Raw genomic sequence first — 16,285 nt, forward strand, 5'->3', positions numbered from 1 at the left:
ACTGGACGTTTGGCCTCACCTCTGGCCGGGAGAAAGGGTGCCCCCGCGTGAACGGTCCACTCATCGTCCAGTCCGACAAGACGCTGCTGCTCGAGGTCGACCACGAGCAGGCCGGCGAGTGCCGTCGTGCCATCGCGGTCTTCGCCGAGCTGGAGCGGGCGCCCGAGCACATCCACACCTACCGGGTGACCCCGCTGGGGCTGTGGAACGCGCGCGCGGCCGGCCATGACGCCGAGCAGGTCGTGGACGCGCTGGTGACCTACAGCCGCTACCCCGTACCGCACGCCCTGCTGGTCGACATCGCCGACACGATGGACCGCTACGGCCGCCTCACCCTCTCCAAGCACCCCACGCACGGACTCGTGCTGACCACCACCGACCGGCCGGTGCTGGAGGAGGTGCTGAAGTCGAAGCGGATCGCCCCGCTGGTGGGCGCCCGCATCGACCCCGACACCGTCGCCGTGCACCCCTCCGAGCGCGGCCAGATCAAGCAGACGCTGCTGAAGCTGGGCTGGCCCGCCGAGGACCTCGCGGGCTACGTCGACGGCGAGGCGCACCCGATCGAGCTGCACGAGGACGGCTGGGCGCTGCGCCCGTACCAGAAGCAGGCCGTGGAGAACTTCTGGCACGGCGGCTCCGGGGTCGTCGTGCTGCCCTGCGGCGCCGGGAAGACGCTCGTCGGCGCCGGGTCGATGGCCCAGGCCAAGTCGACGACCCTGATCCTCGTCACGAACACCGTCTCGGCGCGCCAGTGGAAGCACGAGCTGGTCAAGCGCACGAGTCTCACCGAGGACGAGATCGGCGAATACAGCGGGACCCGCAAGGAGATCCGCCCGGTCACCATCGCCACGTACCAGGTGCTGACCACCCGCCGGAAGGGCGTCTACCCGCACCTCGAGCTCTTCGACTCCCGCGACTGGGGCCTGATCGTCTACGACGAGGTGCACCTGCTGCCCGCGCCCGTCTTCAAGTTCACCGCCGACCTCCAGGCCCGGCGCCGGCTCGGGCTGACGGCGACTCTGGTGCGTGAGGACGGCCGCGAGTCGGACGTCTTCTCCCTCATCGGCCCCAAGCGGTTCGACGCACCGTGGAAGGAGATCGAGGCGCAGGGTTACATCGCGCCCGCCGACTGCGTCGAGGTCCGCGTCAACCTCACCGACTCCGAACGGCTCGCCTACGCCACCGCCGAGACCGAGGAGAAGTACCGCTACTGCGCGACGACGGAGACCAAGCGCAAGGTCACGGAGGCGATCGTCCGTAAGTTCGCCGGGCAGCAGATCCTCGTCATCGGGCAGTACATCGACCAACTCGACGAGCTGGGCGAGCACTTGAACGCACCGGTCATCAAGGGCGAGACGTCCAACGCACAGCGCGAGAAACTCTTCAACGCCTTCCGGGAGGGCGAGATCAGCGTGCTGGTGGTGTCCAAGGTCGCGAACTTCTCGATCGACCTGCCGGAGGCGACGGTCGCCGTCCAGGTGTCGGGCACCTTCGGCTCACGCCAGGAGGAGGCCCAGCGGCTGGGCCGGGTCCTGCGCCCGAAGGCCGACGGCCATCAGGCCCACTTCTACTCGGTGGTCGCCCGCGACACCCTCGACCAGGACTTCGCCGCCCACCGCCAGCGCTTCCTGGCGGAGCAGGGGTACGCGTACCGGATCGTGGACGCGGACGAGATCCTGTCGGGCGAGAACTGAGACCCCCCTGGGTGGGGTCACTTACGGCGTACGCCCGCCTCCTCGCCGTACTCGCCGAGGATCACGACGTCGAACGCGGCGCCCGCGAACACCTTCACCGCACGCAGCACATCGCCGAAGCGATGACGGTGGCTGCCGAGAACGGGTGTCGCGCCGGGCGGACGACCGGGGGCCGGGGTGATGGTTGCTGCACTCATGTCTCCATGGTCCGCCGTGCACCATAAGGAGAGCATCGGCCTGCGGTCCCAACCTGCCGCGCCGTCACGTACGACTCCGGGCAGGTCCCTCCCTCCGGGGTACGACAGGGGCGTCCCCTAGGGGGAGGAAAAACCGTTGGCACCGGCACCGACCGCTCGCCTACAATCTCCGCTCTTGCCCGCCTCCCCCGTGGAGCGCTGCCGCCCGGACGGAAACCGGCCGGCTCCCTCAGCAACCTGCTCGTAGGTCCCGGAGGCACTCCATTGTCCACGCCCGTCGACGACGCCCTGGATCCGCTCGAACGAGAGCGCTCCCATCTCGCCGGTTCCCGTGCCGCCCTGCGCGCCATGCGCGAGGACGTCGAGTCGCTCGACATCCGCGACGTCACCGCGAACTGGGTCAACGCCGAGGTCCTCGCCCACCAGATCGACGAACGCATCAAGGCACTGGCCGACCTCAGCGACACCCCGCTCTTCTTCGGCCGCCTCGACTATCTGCACTCCCCCGGCGCCGACCGGGCCGAGGGAGCCGAGGGCGAGCGCTTCTACATCGGGCGCCGCCATGTGCACGACCACGACGGCGACCCCATGGTCATCGACTGGCGTGCGCCGGTCTCCCAGCCGTTCTACCGGGCGTCCAAGAAGGACCCGATGGACGTCGCCCTGCGCCGCCGCTTCGGCTACACACGCGGCGAGATCACGGCGTACGAGGACGAGCACCTCTCCGACCCCGCCGAGGCCGCCCGCACCAGCAAGCTGCTCCAGCAGGAGATCGAGCGCCCGCGCGTGGGCCCGATGCGCGACATCGTCGCGACGATCCAGCCCGAGCAGGACGAGATCGTCCGCAGCGGACTCGGCGGGACGGTGTGCGTGCAGGGCGGCCCGGGGACCGGGAAGACGGCCGTCGGCCTGCACCGGGTCGCCTATCTCCTCTACGCCCACCGGGAACGGCTGGCCCGCACCGGCACCCTCGTCATCGGGCCGAACCGTTCCTTCCTGCACTACATCGAGCAAGTGCTGCCCGCGCTCGGTGAGTTGACCGTGCAGCAGGCCACCGTGGACGACCTGGTGTCGGCCGGCGTCCAGGTGCGGGGCGTGGACGAGGCGCCCGCCGCGATCGTCAAGGGCGACGCACGGATGGCGGAGGTGCTGCGCAGGGCGGTGTACGCGCACGTCACGATGCCGACCGAGCCGGTCGTGGTGGTGCGCGGCTCGCGACGGTGGCGGGTGCCCGCCTACGAACTCGAGGACATCGTGCGGGAGTTGCTGGAGCGCGGTATCCGCTACGGCGCCGCCCGCGAGGCCCTTCCGCAGCGCATCGCGCACGCCGTGCTGGTGCAGATGGAACGCTCCGGCGAGGCGCCCGACGACCGGGTGCAGGACGCGGTGGCCCGCAACGCGGCGGTCAAGGCGGCGGTGAAGGCGATCTGGCCGCCGGTCGACCCGGCGAAGCTGGTGCTGCGGCTGCTGTCGGACGCGGAGTTCCTCGCCGAGCACGCGGAGGGGGTTCTCTCCGAGGAGGAGCAGCGGACGGTCCTGTGGGCGAAGCCGGTCCGGTCGGTGAAGTCCGCCAAGTGGTCGTCCGCGGACGCGGTGCTGATCGACGAGGCGACCGATCTCGTGGAGCGTACGCACTCGCTCGGCCATGTGGTCCTGGACGAGGCGCAGGACCTGTCCCCGATGCAGTACCGCGCGGTCGGCCGCCGCTGCACCACCGGTTCGGCGACCGTCCTCGGCGACCTGGCGCAGGGCACCACGCCCTGGGCGACCAGGAGTTGGGACGAGGCGCTGGCGCACCTGGGCAAGACGGACGGTGTCGTGGAGGAGTTGACGGCGGGCTTCCGTGTCCCGACGGATGTCATCGCCTACGCCTCCCGGCTGCTCCCGCACATCGCCCCCGGCCTCACCCCGGTCGCCTCGGTCCGTGAGAACCCCGGCTTCTTCGACCTCCGCCCGATCACCGGCACCGCGGAAGTGGTGGCCGCCTGCGAGGAGTTGTTGCTCCGCGAGGGTTCGACGGGCCTGATTGCAGCGGACGCCCGCATCCCGGAGCTGGCGGCGGCCCTGACGGCGGCGGGCATCGGCTACCTGTCCCCCGGTGAGGAGACCACGGCCGAAACCCGCCTCACCCTGGTCCCGGCCTCCCTCGCCAAGGGCCTGGAGTACGACTACGTCGTCCTGGACGAACCCCAGGCGGTGGTATCCGGCGAGCCGGACGAACGCACCGGCCTACGGCGCCTGTACGTAGCCCTGACCCGAGCGGTATCGGGCCTGATCGTCACGCACGCAGAGCCGCTGCCGGCTCAACTCGCCGACTGAACCGTCCAATGGGGTGCCCCTAGACGCCGGTCGCCGGGTGCGGATCGTGGGGGGCTGGGGTCGGCGTAGCCTGCGGGCAATCGTGCCGCCTGGGGCGGCACGGGTGGGCGCAGGCGGCACCCCGTTAGCGCCGGGCTGCGCACCCCCCGCTTGTACCCGCACCCACTGCCACCCGCGCCGGTTCAGCGCCCGTCCAGCACCCGCCTCCACTCCCGCACAGCCTCCGCAGAAACCGGCGCATCCCAACCCCCCGGCCGCGCCGCCCCGCCGATATGAAACGCCCGCACCCCGGCCCCCTGCAGCGAAGGCACATGCTCCAGCCGCAGCCCCCCACCGACCATGATCTCCGCCTCGTAGCCGGGCTCCCCCCGCCGCGCAACCTCCGCAAGCAGCACAGGCATCCCGTCGTCCACGCCGGCAGCCGACCCCGCGGTCAGATACGCGTCCAACCCCGGCAACCCGTCCAACTGCTTACGCAGGGCATCACGATCAGCGGCCCGATCGACGGCCCGGTGGAAAGTCCAGGCACACCCGTCAAGCGCCCCCACAACCCGCTCCACGGCCGCCAGATCCACCCCACCGTCCGCGTCGAGAAACCCGAGCACGAACTCCTCGGCCCCAGCAGCCCGCATCTCCCCGGCGACCCCCACCACCCGTCCGACGTCCCCCACCGCGAACCCGTCCGTCAGTCGCAGCATCACCCGCAGCGAGATGTCGACGGCGGCGCGGATCCGGGCGAAGGTGTCGACCGACGGGGTCAGCCCGTCGGCGGCCATGTCGGTGACCAGCTCGAGGCGGTCCGCGCCTCCGGCCTGGGCGGCGACCGCGTCCTCGACCCCGAGGGCGATCACCTCCAGGACTGCACGCTTGCTCATGGGACCTCATTCGTCGACTCGGCGGGCGGTACAGGTCTAGTCCAATTCACAGCCTAGCCCGTACCCCCGCCGGTCCACGACGCCCCTCACTCCTCGGATGTCCCCAAATCATCCGAACCCGAGGTCATCCGAATCCGAGGTCATCCGAAGATGTTCAGCTCCGGCGGCTCGACCCCCACCAGCTCGAAGTCGGCCCCCTTCACCGACCGCCCCGCATACAGCCGTACGAGAGTGGCGGCGCCGCCGATGTAGCGGGCCGGGGGCCGTGCGGCGGCCGGGTCGCCCAGGCGCTGCGGCTCGTCCACGTCGTCGAGGTCCGCGTGCAGCGGCACATGCGCCTTCTCCCGGGTGATCCGCACCAGCAGGGTGAGCGCGTCCGGCAGGCCGGGGCCCGCGTACGCCCCGGGCTCCCCGAACGTGTCGCGCACGTCGCCCGCGTGCACCCACTCCCCCAGCGCGACCAGATCCAGCTTCCCGCCCGCCTTGGCGATCACCGGCCCGGCCTCGGTCATGCCGCGCTCCAGCTCGTCCACGACCTGCGCGTTCGTCCAGTCGGCGCGCTCGGCGATGTCGCGGTCGTTCGCCTCGGGCGAGAACACCCCCTTCTCGTACCGGCTCTCCACCACCCGCATCAGCGCGGACGAGCAGTGCGCGAGCACATCCCGCACCGTCCACCCGGGACACGCGGCGGTCGCCAGCGCGAAGTCGCCGTCCGGCCGCGCCCGCAGCAGCGGCACCAGCGCGTCCCGCTCGGTGATCAGCAGCCGCCCGGGCAGTTCGGGGTCACGTACCTCGGCAGTAGTCATGACCACCACGCTAGGTGCCGGAGTTGATCGGCGGGAGAATGGGCGCATGGCCGATCTCGACGCCCTGCGTCTGCGCTGGACCCGTGCACTGGAAGGAGCCCGTGCCGCCAACGCCGGTCCCGGAAGCGCCGCCCCCGATCCGGTGCCGTACGCCGACAATCTGCTGGCCCGCTGGCAGGAACCCCAGCGGCACTACCACACGCTCACGCACCTCACGGCGGTCCTGGACCACGTCGACGTGCTGGAGAAGTACGCGGCCGACCCGGACGTCGTACGGCTCGCGGCCTGGTTCCACGACGCGGTCTATCTGCCCGAGCGCTCCGAGAACGAGGAACGCTCGGCCCGGCTGGCCGAACGCGCGCTGCCCGAGGCGGGGGTGTCCGCGGAGAAGACGGCCGAGGTGGCCCGTCTGGTCCGGCTCACCGTCACCCACGACCCGGCCGACGACGACCGCGACGGCCAGGTCCTGTGCGACGCCGACCTCGCGATCCTCGCCGCGTCCCCGTCGGCCTACGCCGCGTACACGGCCGCCGTCCGCGAGGAGTACCACTTCGTGCCGAACGACGCCTTCCGCACCGGCCGCGCCGCGATCCTGCGCCGGCTCCTCGATCTTCCACGGCTGTTCAGGACGCCGTACGGACAGACGGAGTGGGAGGCGACGGCGCGCTGGAACATCGCCTCGGAGCTCGAAATCCTGTCGCTTCCCGAGGACCCGGCGTCCTAGTCTGCGGCGTATGCGTGCATGGGGTGGGACCAGGGTGCAGGAAGCCGTCGACGGCTGTGTGGCCGTGCTGCGGACGGCGGTGGACCGGGACTGGGAGGCGGTGCGGGCCGGCCGGCTGGAGTGGAGCTGCCACACGACGGCGTTCCACATCGCCGAGGACCTCATCGCGTACGCCGCGAACCTCGCCGGACGCGCCCAGGACGCCTACGTCCCCTTCGAGATCACCCTCGACGAGGGCACCGACAACGCGGGCCTGCTGCAGGTGATCGAGAGCACCGGCGCGCTGTTCGCCGCCACCATCCGCACCACCCCCCGCGAGGTGCGGGCCTTCCACCCGTACCCGTTCCGCAGCGCGAACCGCGAGGGCTTCGCCGCGATGGGCATCGCCGAGGTCCTCGCCCACACGCACGACATCGCCGAGGGCCTGGGCCTCGCGTACGAACCGCCCGCCGCCCTCCCGGAGTTCGTCCTCACCCATATTTTCCCGCACGTGCAGCCGGGCCCCGACCACTGGCGCACCTTCCTGTGGGCCACCGGCCGCGGCGACCTGCCCGGCCGCGCCCCGGTCACCGAGTGGCGCTGGAACAACAACCTCGTCATCGCGACGGAACGCCTCACTCTGCAGGGCATCACGCCCGCGTCCGCGCACGATTTGGGCATGGGTGGCGACGGCGGCTTCGAGTGGATCGAGGGCGGCCCCTTCGAGGGCACCCGCGAGGCCGCGGGCTTCATGCTGAAGGCGTACGAAGGGGGCGTGCACCGGCCGGAGTTCGGCGTGTTCGCGCTGGTGCGGCGCGAGGACGGCCGCGCGGTCGGCGGCATGGGCTTCCACGGCGTCCCGGACGAGGACGGCCGGGCCGAGATCGGCTACGACCTCGCCGAGGGCGCCCGCGGCCACGGCTACGCCACCGAGGCGCTGCGCGCCCTGTCCGACTGGGCCTTCGCCCGCGACGACGTCCACACCCTCGTCGCGACCATAGAGCGCGACAACCTCCCCTCCCAGGCGGTGGTCACCCGCGCGGGCTTCCGGCGGGTGGGCGAGGACGAGGAGGGGCTCGCCTACGAACTTCCCCGCCCGGCCGACTAGAGCCGCCCCTTGGGCCGTCGCAGCCCCGCCCCCGTCAGCAGGCGCACCACGTCGCGGCTGCTGACCTCGACCGCGCCGGCGCGCACGGCGTCCGCGTAGCGGTGCGAGGGGACGTCGTAGTGGTCGCGTTCGAAGGCGCGTCGGGGGACGCCCAGTTTCTCGGCGAACTGGTGCAGTTCGTCGTAGGAGATGTCGCTGACCAGGTGGGACCACATCCGGCCGTGGCCGGGCCAGGTGGGCGGGTCGATGTAGACGGTCATGACGACGTCTCTTTGCCCATGGCCCCGCCGAGCGCCCCCAGCGGCGCGACCTTCACGCCCGCCTTGTGGCAGACCCAGTGCGGATCGGGGCCCAGTTCGGGCTCCACCTCCAGGGCGTGCGGATCGCCCCCGCCGCAGACCGGGCACAGCGGCCAGCGGCCGTACGCCTCCAGCAGCGCGTCCTGGACGTCCTGCGCGACCAGCCCCGCCACGTACTCCGCGCCCTCCGGCCACTGCTCGACCCACCAGCGCCGCTGGACGACGGACTCCTCGACCATCGAGACCACGTCCGCCGCGGTGACCTCGCCGGCGGCCAGGTCCGCGAGCACGAGGGCGCGCGCCGCGTGCAACGTCTGCTCCAGGGGGCTGATGGGGTGCATGCCCCTATTGTGCGCACTCTTGACCCGACACCGGGACGAAAATATCTTTCATATGTGACCCAGGAAGTGAAGGAAATTTTCGCCAACGGGAGCGCGGGCATGCCGGCCGCGGCCGCTCCGGCGCCTCCCGCACCGGCCGCCCTCGCCGCGAAGGTGCGCACCCTCGCCCCGTCCATGACCCGCTCCATGCAGCGCGTCGCCGAGGCCGTGGCGGGCGACCCGGCCGGCTGCGCGGCCCTCACGGTCACCGGCCTCGCCGAGCTCACCGGCACCAGCGAGGCGACGGTCGTCCGGACGGCCCGGCTGCTGGGCTACCCCGGCTACCGCGATCTGCGCCTGGCCCTCGCCGGCCTCGCCGCCCAGCAGCAGTCCGGCCGCGCGCCCGCCATCACCACCGACATAGCGGTCGACGACCCGATCGCGGACGTGGTGGCGAAGCTCGCCTACGACGAGCAGCAGACCCTCGCGGACACGGCGGCCGGGCTCGACACGGTGCAGCTGGGGGCCGCGGTGAGCGCGGCGGCCGGGGCACGGCGGATCGATGTGTACGGCGTCGGGGCGTCCGGTCTGGTCGCCCAGGACCTGGCCCAGAAGCTGCTGCGGATCGGGCTGATAGCCCACGCGCACGGCGACCCGCACCTGGCCGTGACCAACGCCGTGCAGCTGCGCGGCGGCGACGTCGCCATCGCGATCACCCATTCCGGGTCGACCGGGGACGTCATCGAGCCGCTGCGCGTCGCCTTCGAGCACGGGGCGACGACGGTGGCGATCACGGGCCGGCCGGACGGGCCGGTCGCCCAGTACGCCGATCATGTGCTGACGACGTCCGTCGCCCGGGAGAGCGAACTGCGGCCCGCGGCGATGTCGTCCCGGACCAGCCAGCTCCTCGTCGTGGACTGTCTGTTCGTGGGGGTGGCGCAGCGGACGTACGAGACGGCGGGGCCCGCGCTCGCCGCGTCCTACGAGGCGCTGGCGCACCGGCACCGGCGGTAGCCCCCCTCCCCCGGGAAGAACAGGGCAGCACCCTCACCGAACCGTACGTCGAAAGAGTCACGCCCTCATGACCTCCACCTCCAACCCCCGTCAACTGCGCGCCGAGTTGGAAACCCTGACCACCGAGGCCTTCCGTGCCGACCTCGCCGAGATCGACCGGCTCCCCACGCTGGAGATCGCGCGGCTGATGAACGGCGAGGACACCACCGTGCCCACGGCTGTCGCCGAGCGGCTGCCCGAGATCGCCGCCGCCATCGACGCCGTGGCGGAGCGCATGGCGCGCGGCGGGCGGCTGATCTACGCCGGTGCCGGGACCGCGGGCCGGCTCGGCGTCCTGGACGCCTCCGAGTGCCCGCCGACCTTCAACACCGACCCCGACCAGGTCGTGGGTCTGATCGCGGGCGGCCCCGACGCCATGGTCACCTCCGTCGAGGGCGCCGAGGACTCCGCCCAGCTCGCCCGGGACGACCTCGACGGGCTGCGCCTGATCGCCGCCGACACCGTCGTCGGCATTTCCGCCTCGGGCCGCACGCCGTACGCCATCGCCGCCGTCCAGCACGCCCGTGCGCGGGGCGCGCTGACCGTGGGCCTGGCCTGCAACGCCGACAGCGCGCTCGCCGCGGCTGCCGAGCACGGCATCGAGGTCGTCGTCGGGCCCGAGCTGCTGACCGGTTCCACCCGCCTCAAGGCGGGCACGGCGCAGAAGCTCGTGCTCAACATGCTCTCGACGATCACGATGATCCGGCTCGGCAAGACGTACGGGAACCTCATGGTCGACGTACGCGCCTCCAACGAGAAGCTGCGCGCCCGCTCCCGCCGCATCGTCGCCCTCGCCACGGGAGCGTCCGACGACGAGATCGAGCGCGCCCTCGCGGCCACCGACGGCGAGGTGAAGAACGCCATCCTGGCCATCCTCGCCGACGTCGACGGCCCCACGGCGGCGCGTCTCCTTGAGGACTCCGACGGCCATCTGCGGGCGGCACTGGCCGCTGCGTCCGGCTGACGGACCTCAACACGGCAGCCGCCACTGGCTGTTGGCCTTGCGCACCCGCGCCCGCATCACCTCCTCCGGGGACGCGGTCTCGGCGGACTCCGGCGGGCAGTCCCACTCGCGCCCACCGGCCACCGGCCGCAGCTGGACCCGCCCGCCGACATGCCCCATCACCTCCCCGACCCGCCCGTCCCGTACGTCCACGGCATGCGCACCGACCGGCGGGCGCTCCCCGCGCAGCACCGACGCCAGCCGCTCGGCGGTGCGGGTGTTGCAGCGGCCGAGGTCGACCAGAGCGAACGGCTCGTCGCTCGCGCCGGTGACGGGGTCGACGCCGAGGGAGGGCAGGACGACGCCGACGCCCACGAGGGCGCTTCGCAGGGTCTCGACTACTTCTTCGGTCGGTCGCACGCGCACGTACCTCCACGGTGAGTTGCTGATTCACCACACAGAGTGTTCAAGCGGGCTCTAACCTGGCCATACGGGAGGACACAACAACCGCGTTTGTCGAACAGGGAGTTGCCCATGCCGGGACCGAAGGACCTCGACCCGTCGTCATCGCCGCGCGCCCTCCTCGGCGCGGAGCTGCGCCACGCGCGCGAGAAGGCCGGGCTCAGCCAGGAGGAGTTGGGGTTACGGCTGTTCGTGAGCGGGTCGTTCGTAGGGCAGTTGGAGGCGGGGACGCGTCGGATGCAGCCGGAGTATGCGCGGTTGTTGGACGAGGTGCTGGGTACGGAGGACTTTTTCCTGCGGAACTGCAGGGCGGCGGCGAAGTCCCGGTACCCGGAGCACTTCGCCGAGGCGGCGGAAGCGGAGGTGACGGCGACGGCGATTCGCCAGTACGCCCCGATGCTGATCCCCGGACTGCTCCAGACGCCCGCGTACGCACGGGCCGTGAACCGCGCCTACGACCCCACAGCGACTGAGGAGACCATCGACGAGTGGGTGGACGGCAGGATCGTACGGACCCGCTTGCTGGACGATCCTGCAAAGCCGTTGCTGTGGGCGGTACTCGACGAGGCTGCGCTGCGCCGGGAGACGGGCGGCCGGACGGTGATGGCGGAAGCCTTGCGGCACGTCGCGAGCCTGGCCCGCAAGGGTCGGGTCATCGTGCAGGTGCTGCCCTTCAACGCCGGGGCGCACAACGCGATGTCGGGCTCGCTGCGGCTGATGGACTTCGAGGACGCCCCTGCGCTGGTCTACTTCGAAGGACCCGGCACAGGAAGGCTGGAGGACGACCCGGCCACCGTCGCCCGACTGCGGTTCACGTTCGAACTCCTCAGCGCTGTCGCCCTCTCGCCGCAGAAGTCCCTAGCCCTGATCGAATCGGTGGCGCAGGATTACGCCCATGAGGAGCATCCCTGAACCCACCTGGTACAAGTCGAGCTACAGCGGCGGCAGTGGCGGCAATTGCCTGGAGGTCGCCCGCTGGCGCAAGTCGACGTACAGCGGCGGCGGCGGTAACGAATGCCTGGAAATTGCCGACGACCACCCCACCCTCGTACCCGTCCGGGACTCCAAGACCCCCCAAGGCCCAGTGCTCACGTTCCTCCCGGAAACGTGGGCCGCGTTCGTCAAAGGCTTGAAGAACCCCGCACACTGATACCCATGAACCACGCCCAGCTCACCGCTCTGGGCCGTGCTCTCCGGCTGCTCGGGGAGCACGGCGAAGCGCTCACCGGGGATACGCCGGACGGCAAGCTGCATGAGGTCAAGGCGGATCTGCGCCGGGCCCTGGAGTTGCTGGACGAGAGTGTGACGGGTGCCGCCCCGGCGACGCGGTGCCCGGAGCATCCGAACGGCCCGGTGGACGAGAACGCGCACGACCTGTGCCTGCTCTGCGAGACCAGGCGCAGGGCGGCGCGCCGGCTGGAGTACAACGGCGGCCCCGTCCCCCCGCACGCCACCGAGACCGTGCCGTCCCGCTACGGCGTCAGTGCCGAGCGTCCGCAGCCGCAGCAGCGCTGGCTGCCGGAGTCGTGGAACGGCCAGGCGTGGCAGCTGTGCGGGACGCCACGGCGGGACCGGCGCGAGGCCGAGCTGTATCTGAACGCCCAGCGCCGCGGCCCGCGCCCCGCGATGGCGTACCGCCTGGTGCACGAGTTCACCGACTACGAGGTGCTGCGGGTGTGGGGCACCCCGGTGAAGGTCGACATCGAGCCGCTGGGCAACCTGTAACTCCCGTACCACCTACGTCACTTCAGCAGGGGCAGCTCGGCGAACTCGTACCCCTCCCACAGCTGCCGCGACGCCTCCTCCGGATAGGCCCTGACCTCGGACTTGGCGTCCAGGACCTGCACGAGGCGTTCCGTCGTGTCGTAGGCCGGCCAGCCGGGGTCTCCGCTCCGGGCGAAACTGGTCCACGACTGGCGGAAGCGCGCCGACAACTCCTTCGCCTCCGCGGGCACCCCGCTCTGTGCGAAGAGCAGATTCCCGAGGTCCGCCTCGAACGTGCCGAAGAGCAGCGGGATGTCCAGTCCGTGGCAGGCGCCGAGGGCGCCCCCGCTGCCGGGGGCCGGCCAGGTCAGCTCGTAGACGTGGGCGCGGCCCCCACCCGTGAGCTGTGCCTCGGCCAGGTGCAGGGTGGGCATGTTGAACAGCCAGTCGGTCTGGACGCGTTCGAAGAGTGCGCCCGGCGTGGCCCCGGGGAAGGCCGCGCGGTACGCCCGCTCCCCGTCCGGTCCCGGCCCGAACGTCCGCAGCGCCCAGGCCGCCTGCTCGTCGCCGATCCGGTCCAGCAGCCCGCCGATGAAGAGGAACAGCCGGAACTCGTCGCGGTTGTGGCCGACGAGGAGGTCCACGTCCCGTCCCGCGCCCGCCTTCAGCGCCTGCCAGGGAGTGGTCGGCAGCACCTCGCCGTCCACCACGGGCGAGAAGGGCGTGGTGGTGGGCGCCACGCGGCCCCACCGGTCCTCGTACGTCGCCATCCTGGCGCTCAGCGCCTCACCCGCGTCGGTCAGCCGACGGGGCTCGACGGTGGCGAGGTCCGCCGCGGTCGGGCGCAGCCCCGTCTCCTCGGCGAGGGCGGACGCGATGTCGCGGGCCAGTTCGTCGGAGAAGTAGGTCCCGGGCACGCTCTGGGCGATCGCCCGCCGGAAGAGCCCGCGTGCGCTCGGCATGGCCAGCAGTGCCGCGACCGACCCCGCACCGGCGGACTCGCCGAAGACGATGACCTGCCCGGGATCGCCGCCGAACGCCGCGATGTTCTCCTGCACCCACCGCAGGGCCGCCACCTGGTCCAGCAGGCCGCGGTTGGCGGGCGCCCCGTCGATCCGTGCGAACCCCTCGGTCCCCACACGGTAGTTGAGCGTCACGACGACCACGTCACCGTCGCGTGCGATGCGCTGCGCGTCGTACCCGGGGCTGCCCGCGTGCCCGATCCGGTACGCCCCGCCGTAGATCCACACCATCACCGGACGCAGGGCGGCCGGATCGGCCTCGGGCGTCCAGACGTTGACGGTGAGCCAGTCGTCGCCGTCGGGGGCGTTCAGCACGCCCCGGCGGCCCTGGATGCCGGTCTCCTGCGGGGGCGGCGGTCCGAAGGCGTACGCCTCCCGGGTTCCCTCCCAGGACCGCACCGGGCGGGGCGCCTGGAACCGGGCCTCGCCGACGGGCGGTTCGGCGAACGGTATCCCGCGGAACACGGTCAGCCCGTCCTCCGCGCGCCCCCGCACCGAACCGGCGGTGGTGCGCACGACAGTGGTCGTCATCCTCAACTCCTCATGGGCGGGCGGCCGATCCAACTAACCGAACCGTTGGATCAGCGCCCGTGTCTGCTCCTCGTCGATCTCGTACACCGTCTCGTGCGCCCGCGGGTCGCGTGCATGCAGGGTGTGGAACATCGGTCCCGCCGAGCCGTCGCCCAGCTCCACCAGCGAGGCCGACGCCCCGCGCACCGCCCGCTCCGTGCCGGGCGGCGCCGTCAGGTCGATGCGGTTGACCACACCCGGGGTGACCCACACCGGCACCGCCTCCAGCAGGCCGAAGAGCTGCAGATGGAAGTGGCCGGTGAGGACCACCCGTACATCGGTGCCCCGCACGGCCTCCGCCAGGGCCGACGGATTGCGCAGGCCGAAGACGCGCTGCGTCTCGACGTCCAGGGCGATCGGCGGATGGTGGAGGGCGAGCACGGTCCCCCTGGCCGCGGGTGTGGCCAGCACCCCGCGCAGCCAGGCCAGTTGCTCGGCGCCGAGCCAGCCGTGCACCTTGCCGGGCACCAGCGAGTCCAGCGTGACGATGCGCCACCCGTCCACGGTGCTCACCGCGGCCCGCTCCCCGTCCGCGGACTCCAGCACCGTCTCGGCCCGCTCGCTGCCGTCGGCCGTCAGATGGCCGCTGCCCAGCACCTTGCCGAAGGCCTCACGCTCGTCGTGGTTCCCGGTCGTACAGAACACCGGCACGTCCAGCGGCAGCGCGAACTCTCTCAGCAGCTCCCGTACGGTCGTGTACGCCTCCACGGCCCCGTCGTTGGCGATGTCACCGGTGACGACGATCGCGTCGACGTCCCGCTGGTGGCGGAGGCTGTCGAGCATGAGGCGCAGTGATGCGGTCGGGTTGACGCCGTGCCTGTTGGGGGCGTCGGTACGTTCGACATGGGTGTCGGAGAGGTGCAGAATCCTCATGCTCCCGCACGCTAGCCGGAGTTGACGTTCCCAACCAGAGTGTCAGGTGGCCGACGCCCCGCACAGGCCCCGGCTCAGCTCAGCGAGCGCAGCGCGGCCGCGTCGTAGGGCTTCAGGTCCGAGAAGCGCCCGCCGAGGACCTTCGCGGCCCACTCGGGGTCCTGCAGCAGCGCCCGGCCGACCGCGACCATGTCGAACTCCTCGGCCTCCATGCGGTCGAGCAGGTCGTCGATGCCCTTGACCGGGGCCCCTTCGCCCTGGAAGCCCTTGATGAAGTCACCGTCGAGGCCGACCGAGCCGACGGTGATGACCGGCTTGCCGGTGAGCTTCTTCGTCCAGCCCGCCAGGTTCAGGTCCGAACCGTCGAACTCCGGCAGCCAGTAGCGGCGGGTGGAGGCGTGGAAGGCGTCGACGCCGGCGGCGGCCAGCGGCGCGAGGATCGCCTCCAGCTCCTGCGGGGTCTCGGCGAGCCGTGCGGTGTAGTCCTGCTGCTTCCACTGCGAGTAGCGGAAGAGGACCGGGAAGTCCGGGGAGACGACCGCGCGGACCGCGGCGACGATCTCGGCCGCGAACTGGGCGCGGGCCACCGGGTCGCCGCCGTAGGCGTCGCTGCGGCGGTTGGTGCCCTCCCACAGGAACTGGTCGAGGAGGTAGCCGTGGGCACCGTGGATCTCCACGCCGTCGAAGCCGATGCGCTCGGCGGCCGCCGCGGCCTCGGCGAACGCGTTGACGACGTCGTCCACGTCCTGCTGGGTCATCGCCTTGCCGGTCTGCTCCGCGCCCGCGGTCACCAGGCCGGAGGGTCCGACGGCGGGGGCGTCCGCGAAGGGCGGCTCGCCCTGCTTGCGGACCATGCCGATGTGCCACAGCTGCGGGACGATCGTGCCGCCGGCCGCGTGCACGTCCTCGGCCACCTTCGCCCAGCCCGCCAGCTGCTCCTCGCCGTGGAAGCGCGGGACGCGGTCGCTCTGCCCGGCGGAGTCGTGGCCGACGTAGGTGCCCTCGGTGACGATCAGCCCGACGCCGGCGGCGGCGCGGCGCGCGTAGTAGGAGCGCACGTCCTCGCCGGGGATGCCGCCCGGGGAGAACATGCGCGTCATCGGCGCCATCACGATCCGGTTGGGGACGGTCAGACCGCCCAGCGAGATCGGACGGGACAGGATCTGGGCCACTCGGGAGGTGGGGGACTCGGTGACGGTCACGCGGGGGCTCCTCGGGGTGCTGCGACTAACCGGATGGTATGTGCGTATGCATTGTTGCACCCTCTGAACCAACTTCTCCATGGCCCTTCGCCATGACCCCGGACACACACCCCGGCACACCCCCGGACACACCCG

At 71.8% G+C, this 16,285-nt stretch carries 18 protein-coding genes; 9 read left to right on the plus strand and 9 right to left on the minus strand.

Going from position 1 to position 16,285, the window contains the following annotated elements; translation table 11 throughout:
• Positions 1-47: 47 nt before the first annotated feature.
• Positions 48-1,694 carry a DNA repair helicase XPB gene (locus MQN93_RS16525; RefSeq protein ID WP_242710054.1) on the plus strand — a complete coding sequence of 549 codons (1,647 nt, stop codon included), beginning with the start codon at positions 48-50 and terminating at the stop codon, positions 1,692-1,694.
• A gap of 17 nt (positions 1,695-1,711) precedes the next feature.
• On the opposite strand, the gene MQN93_RS16530 is transcribed toward MQN93_RS16525, so the two are convergent.
• Positions 1,712-1,891: a hypothetical protein gene (locus MQN93_RS16530; protein ID WP_016436677.1), complete on the minus strand. Its 180-nt coding sequence runs from the start codon at positions 1,889-1,891 to the stop codon at positions 1,712-1,714.
• Between the two features lie 264 nt (positions 1,892-2,155).
• Here MQN93_RS16530 and MQN93_RS16535 point away from each other — a divergent pair, with 264 nt between their 5' ends.
• Positions 2,156-4,210 (plus strand): HelD family protein, encoded by a 2,055-nt coding sequence (locus MQN93_RS16535; RefSeq protein WP_242710055.1) that lies wholly within the window; start codon positions 2,156-2,158, stop codon positions 4,208-4,210.
• A gap of 182 nt (positions 4,211-4,392) precedes the next feature.
• On the opposite strand, the gene MQN93_RS16540 is transcribed toward MQN93_RS16535, so the two are convergent.
• A complete protein-coding gene (locus MQN93_RS16540) occupies positions 4,393-5,085 on the minus strand; it encodes a copper homeostasis protein CutC (protein ID WP_242710056.1) in 693 nt (230 codons plus the stop codon).
• 140 nt (positions 5,086-5,225) lie between these two features.
• Positions 5,226-5,891, minus strand: a complete 666-nt coding sequence (locus tag MQN93_RS16545) for a maleylpyruvate isomerase family mycothiol-dependent enzyme (protein ID WP_242710057.1) — start codon at positions 5,889-5,891, stop codon at positions 5,226-5,228.
• 46 nt (positions 5,892-5,937) lie between these two features.
• On the opposite strand from MQN93_RS16545, the gene MQN93_RS16550 reads away from it, so the two are divergent.
• Complete coding sequence (locus MQN93_RS16550; protein ID WP_242710058.1) at positions 5,938-6,615, plus strand: HD domain-containing protein; 678 nt, start codon at positions 5,938-5,940, stop codon at positions 6,613-6,615.
• Between the two features lie 10 nt (positions 6,616-6,625).
• The gene (locus tag MQN93_RS16555; protein WP_199786594.1) at positions 6,626-7,702 is read left to right on the plus strand and encodes a GNAT family N-acetyltransferase; all 1,077 of its coding nucleotides are present in this window, start codon (positions 6,626-6,628) and stop codon (positions 7,700-7,702) included.
• Here MQN93_RS16555 and MQN93_RS16560 read toward each other — a convergent pair.
• Together MQN93_RS16560 and MQN93_RS16565 are read right to left on the minus strand one after the other, a co-directional pair.
• Positions 7,699-7,962, minus strand: a complete 264-nt coding sequence (locus tag MQN93_RS16560; protein WP_016436683.1) for a DUF4031 domain-containing protein — start codon at positions 7,960-7,962, stop codon at positions 7,699-7,701. The two genes, MQN93_RS16555 and MQN93_RS16560, sit on opposite strands and share 4 nt — an antisense overlap.
• Positions 7,959-8,342, minus strand: a complete 384-nt coding sequence (locus MQN93_RS16565) for a DUF8819 family protein (RefSeq protein ID WP_016436684.1) — start codon at positions 8,340-8,342, stop codon at positions 7,959-7,961. The genes MQN93_RS16560 and MQN93_RS16565 overlap by 4 nt, the downstream gene beginning before the upstream one ends.
• 54 nt (positions 8,343-8,396) lie before the next feature.
• Between MQN93_RS16565 and MQN93_RS16570 the strand changes: the two genes are divergently transcribed.
• Together MQN93_RS16570 and murQ are read left to right on the plus strand one after the other, a co-directional pair.
• Positions 8,397-9,335, plus strand: a complete 939-nt coding sequence (locus MQN93_RS16570) for a MurR/RpiR family transcriptional regulator (RefSeq protein ID WP_242710059.1) — start codon at positions 8,397-8,399, stop codon at positions 9,333-9,335.
• A 67-nt stretch (positions 9,336-9,402) separates the two neighbouring features.
• Positions 9,403-10,338: an N-acetylmuramic acid 6-phosphate etherase gene (gene murQ, locus MQN93_RS16575; RefSeq protein WP_242710060.1), complete on the plus strand. Its 936-nt coding sequence runs from the start codon at positions 9,403-9,405 to the stop codon at positions 10,336-10,338.
• A gap of 6 nt (positions 10,339-10,344) precedes the next feature.
• On the opposite strand, the gene MQN93_RS16580 is transcribed toward murQ, so the two are convergent.
• Positions 10,345-10,737, minus strand: coding sequence for a hypothetical protein (locus tag MQN93_RS16580; protein WP_242710061.1), 393 nt, complete (start codon positions 10,735-10,737; stop codon positions 10,345-10,347).
• A 114-nt stretch (positions 10,738-10,851) separates the two neighbouring features.
• Here MQN93_RS16580 and MQN93_RS16585 point away from each other — a divergent pair, with 114 nt between their 5' ends.
• From MQN93_RS16585 to MQN93_RS16595, 3 genes are read left to right on the plus strand one after another with little or no spacing between them, the layout of a single operon-like run.
• A complete protein-coding gene (locus tag MQN93_RS16585; protein ID WP_016436688.1) occupies positions 10,852-11,691 on the plus strand; it encodes a helix-turn-helix domain-containing protein in 840 nt (279 codons plus the stop codon).
• Complete coding sequence (locus tag MQN93_RS16590) at positions 11,675-11,929, plus strand: DUF397 domain-containing protein (RefSeq protein WP_242710062.1); 255 nt, start codon at positions 11,675-11,677, stop codon at positions 11,927-11,929. The genes MQN93_RS16585 and MQN93_RS16590 overlap by 17 nt, the downstream gene beginning before the upstream one ends.
• A 5-nt stretch (positions 11,930-11,934) precedes the next feature.
• Positions 11,935-12,504 (plus strand): hypothetical protein, encoded by a 570-nt coding sequence (locus MQN93_RS16595; protein ID WP_242710063.1) that lies wholly within the window; start codon positions 11,935-11,937, stop codon positions 12,502-12,504.
• Between the two features lie 17 nt (positions 12,505-12,521).
• Here the strand turns inward: MQN93_RS16595 and MQN93_RS16600 are convergent, their stop codons facing one another.
• The 3 genes from MQN93_RS16600 to MQN93_RS16610 form a co-directional block, all read right to left on the minus strand.
• Positions 12,522-14,036: a carboxylesterase/lipase family protein gene (locus MQN93_RS16600; protein ID WP_242710064.1), complete on the minus strand. Its 1,515-nt coding sequence runs from the start codon at positions 14,034-14,036 to the stop codon at positions 12,522-12,524.
• A 33-nt stretch (positions 14,037-14,069) separates the two neighbouring features.
• Positions 14,070-14,948: a metallophosphoesterase gene (locus tag MQN93_RS16605; protein WP_242710065.1), complete on the minus strand. Its 879-nt coding sequence runs from the start codon at positions 14,946-14,948 to the stop codon at positions 14,070-14,072.
• A gap of 74 nt (positions 14,949-15,022) precedes the next feature.
• Positions 15,023-16,150, minus strand: coding sequence for an NADH:flavin oxidoreductase (locus MQN93_RS16610; RefSeq protein WP_242710066.1), 1,128 nt, complete (start codon positions 16,148-16,150; stop codon positions 15,023-15,025).
• Between the last annotated feature and the right edge of the window lie 135 nt (positions 16,151-16,285).

It is taken from the genome of Streptomyces spinosisporus (genome assembly GCF_022698145.1).
Classification (GTDB): domain Bacteria; phylum Actinomycetota; class Actinomycetes; order Streptomycetales; family Streptomycetaceae; genus Streptomyces; species Streptomyces spinosisporus.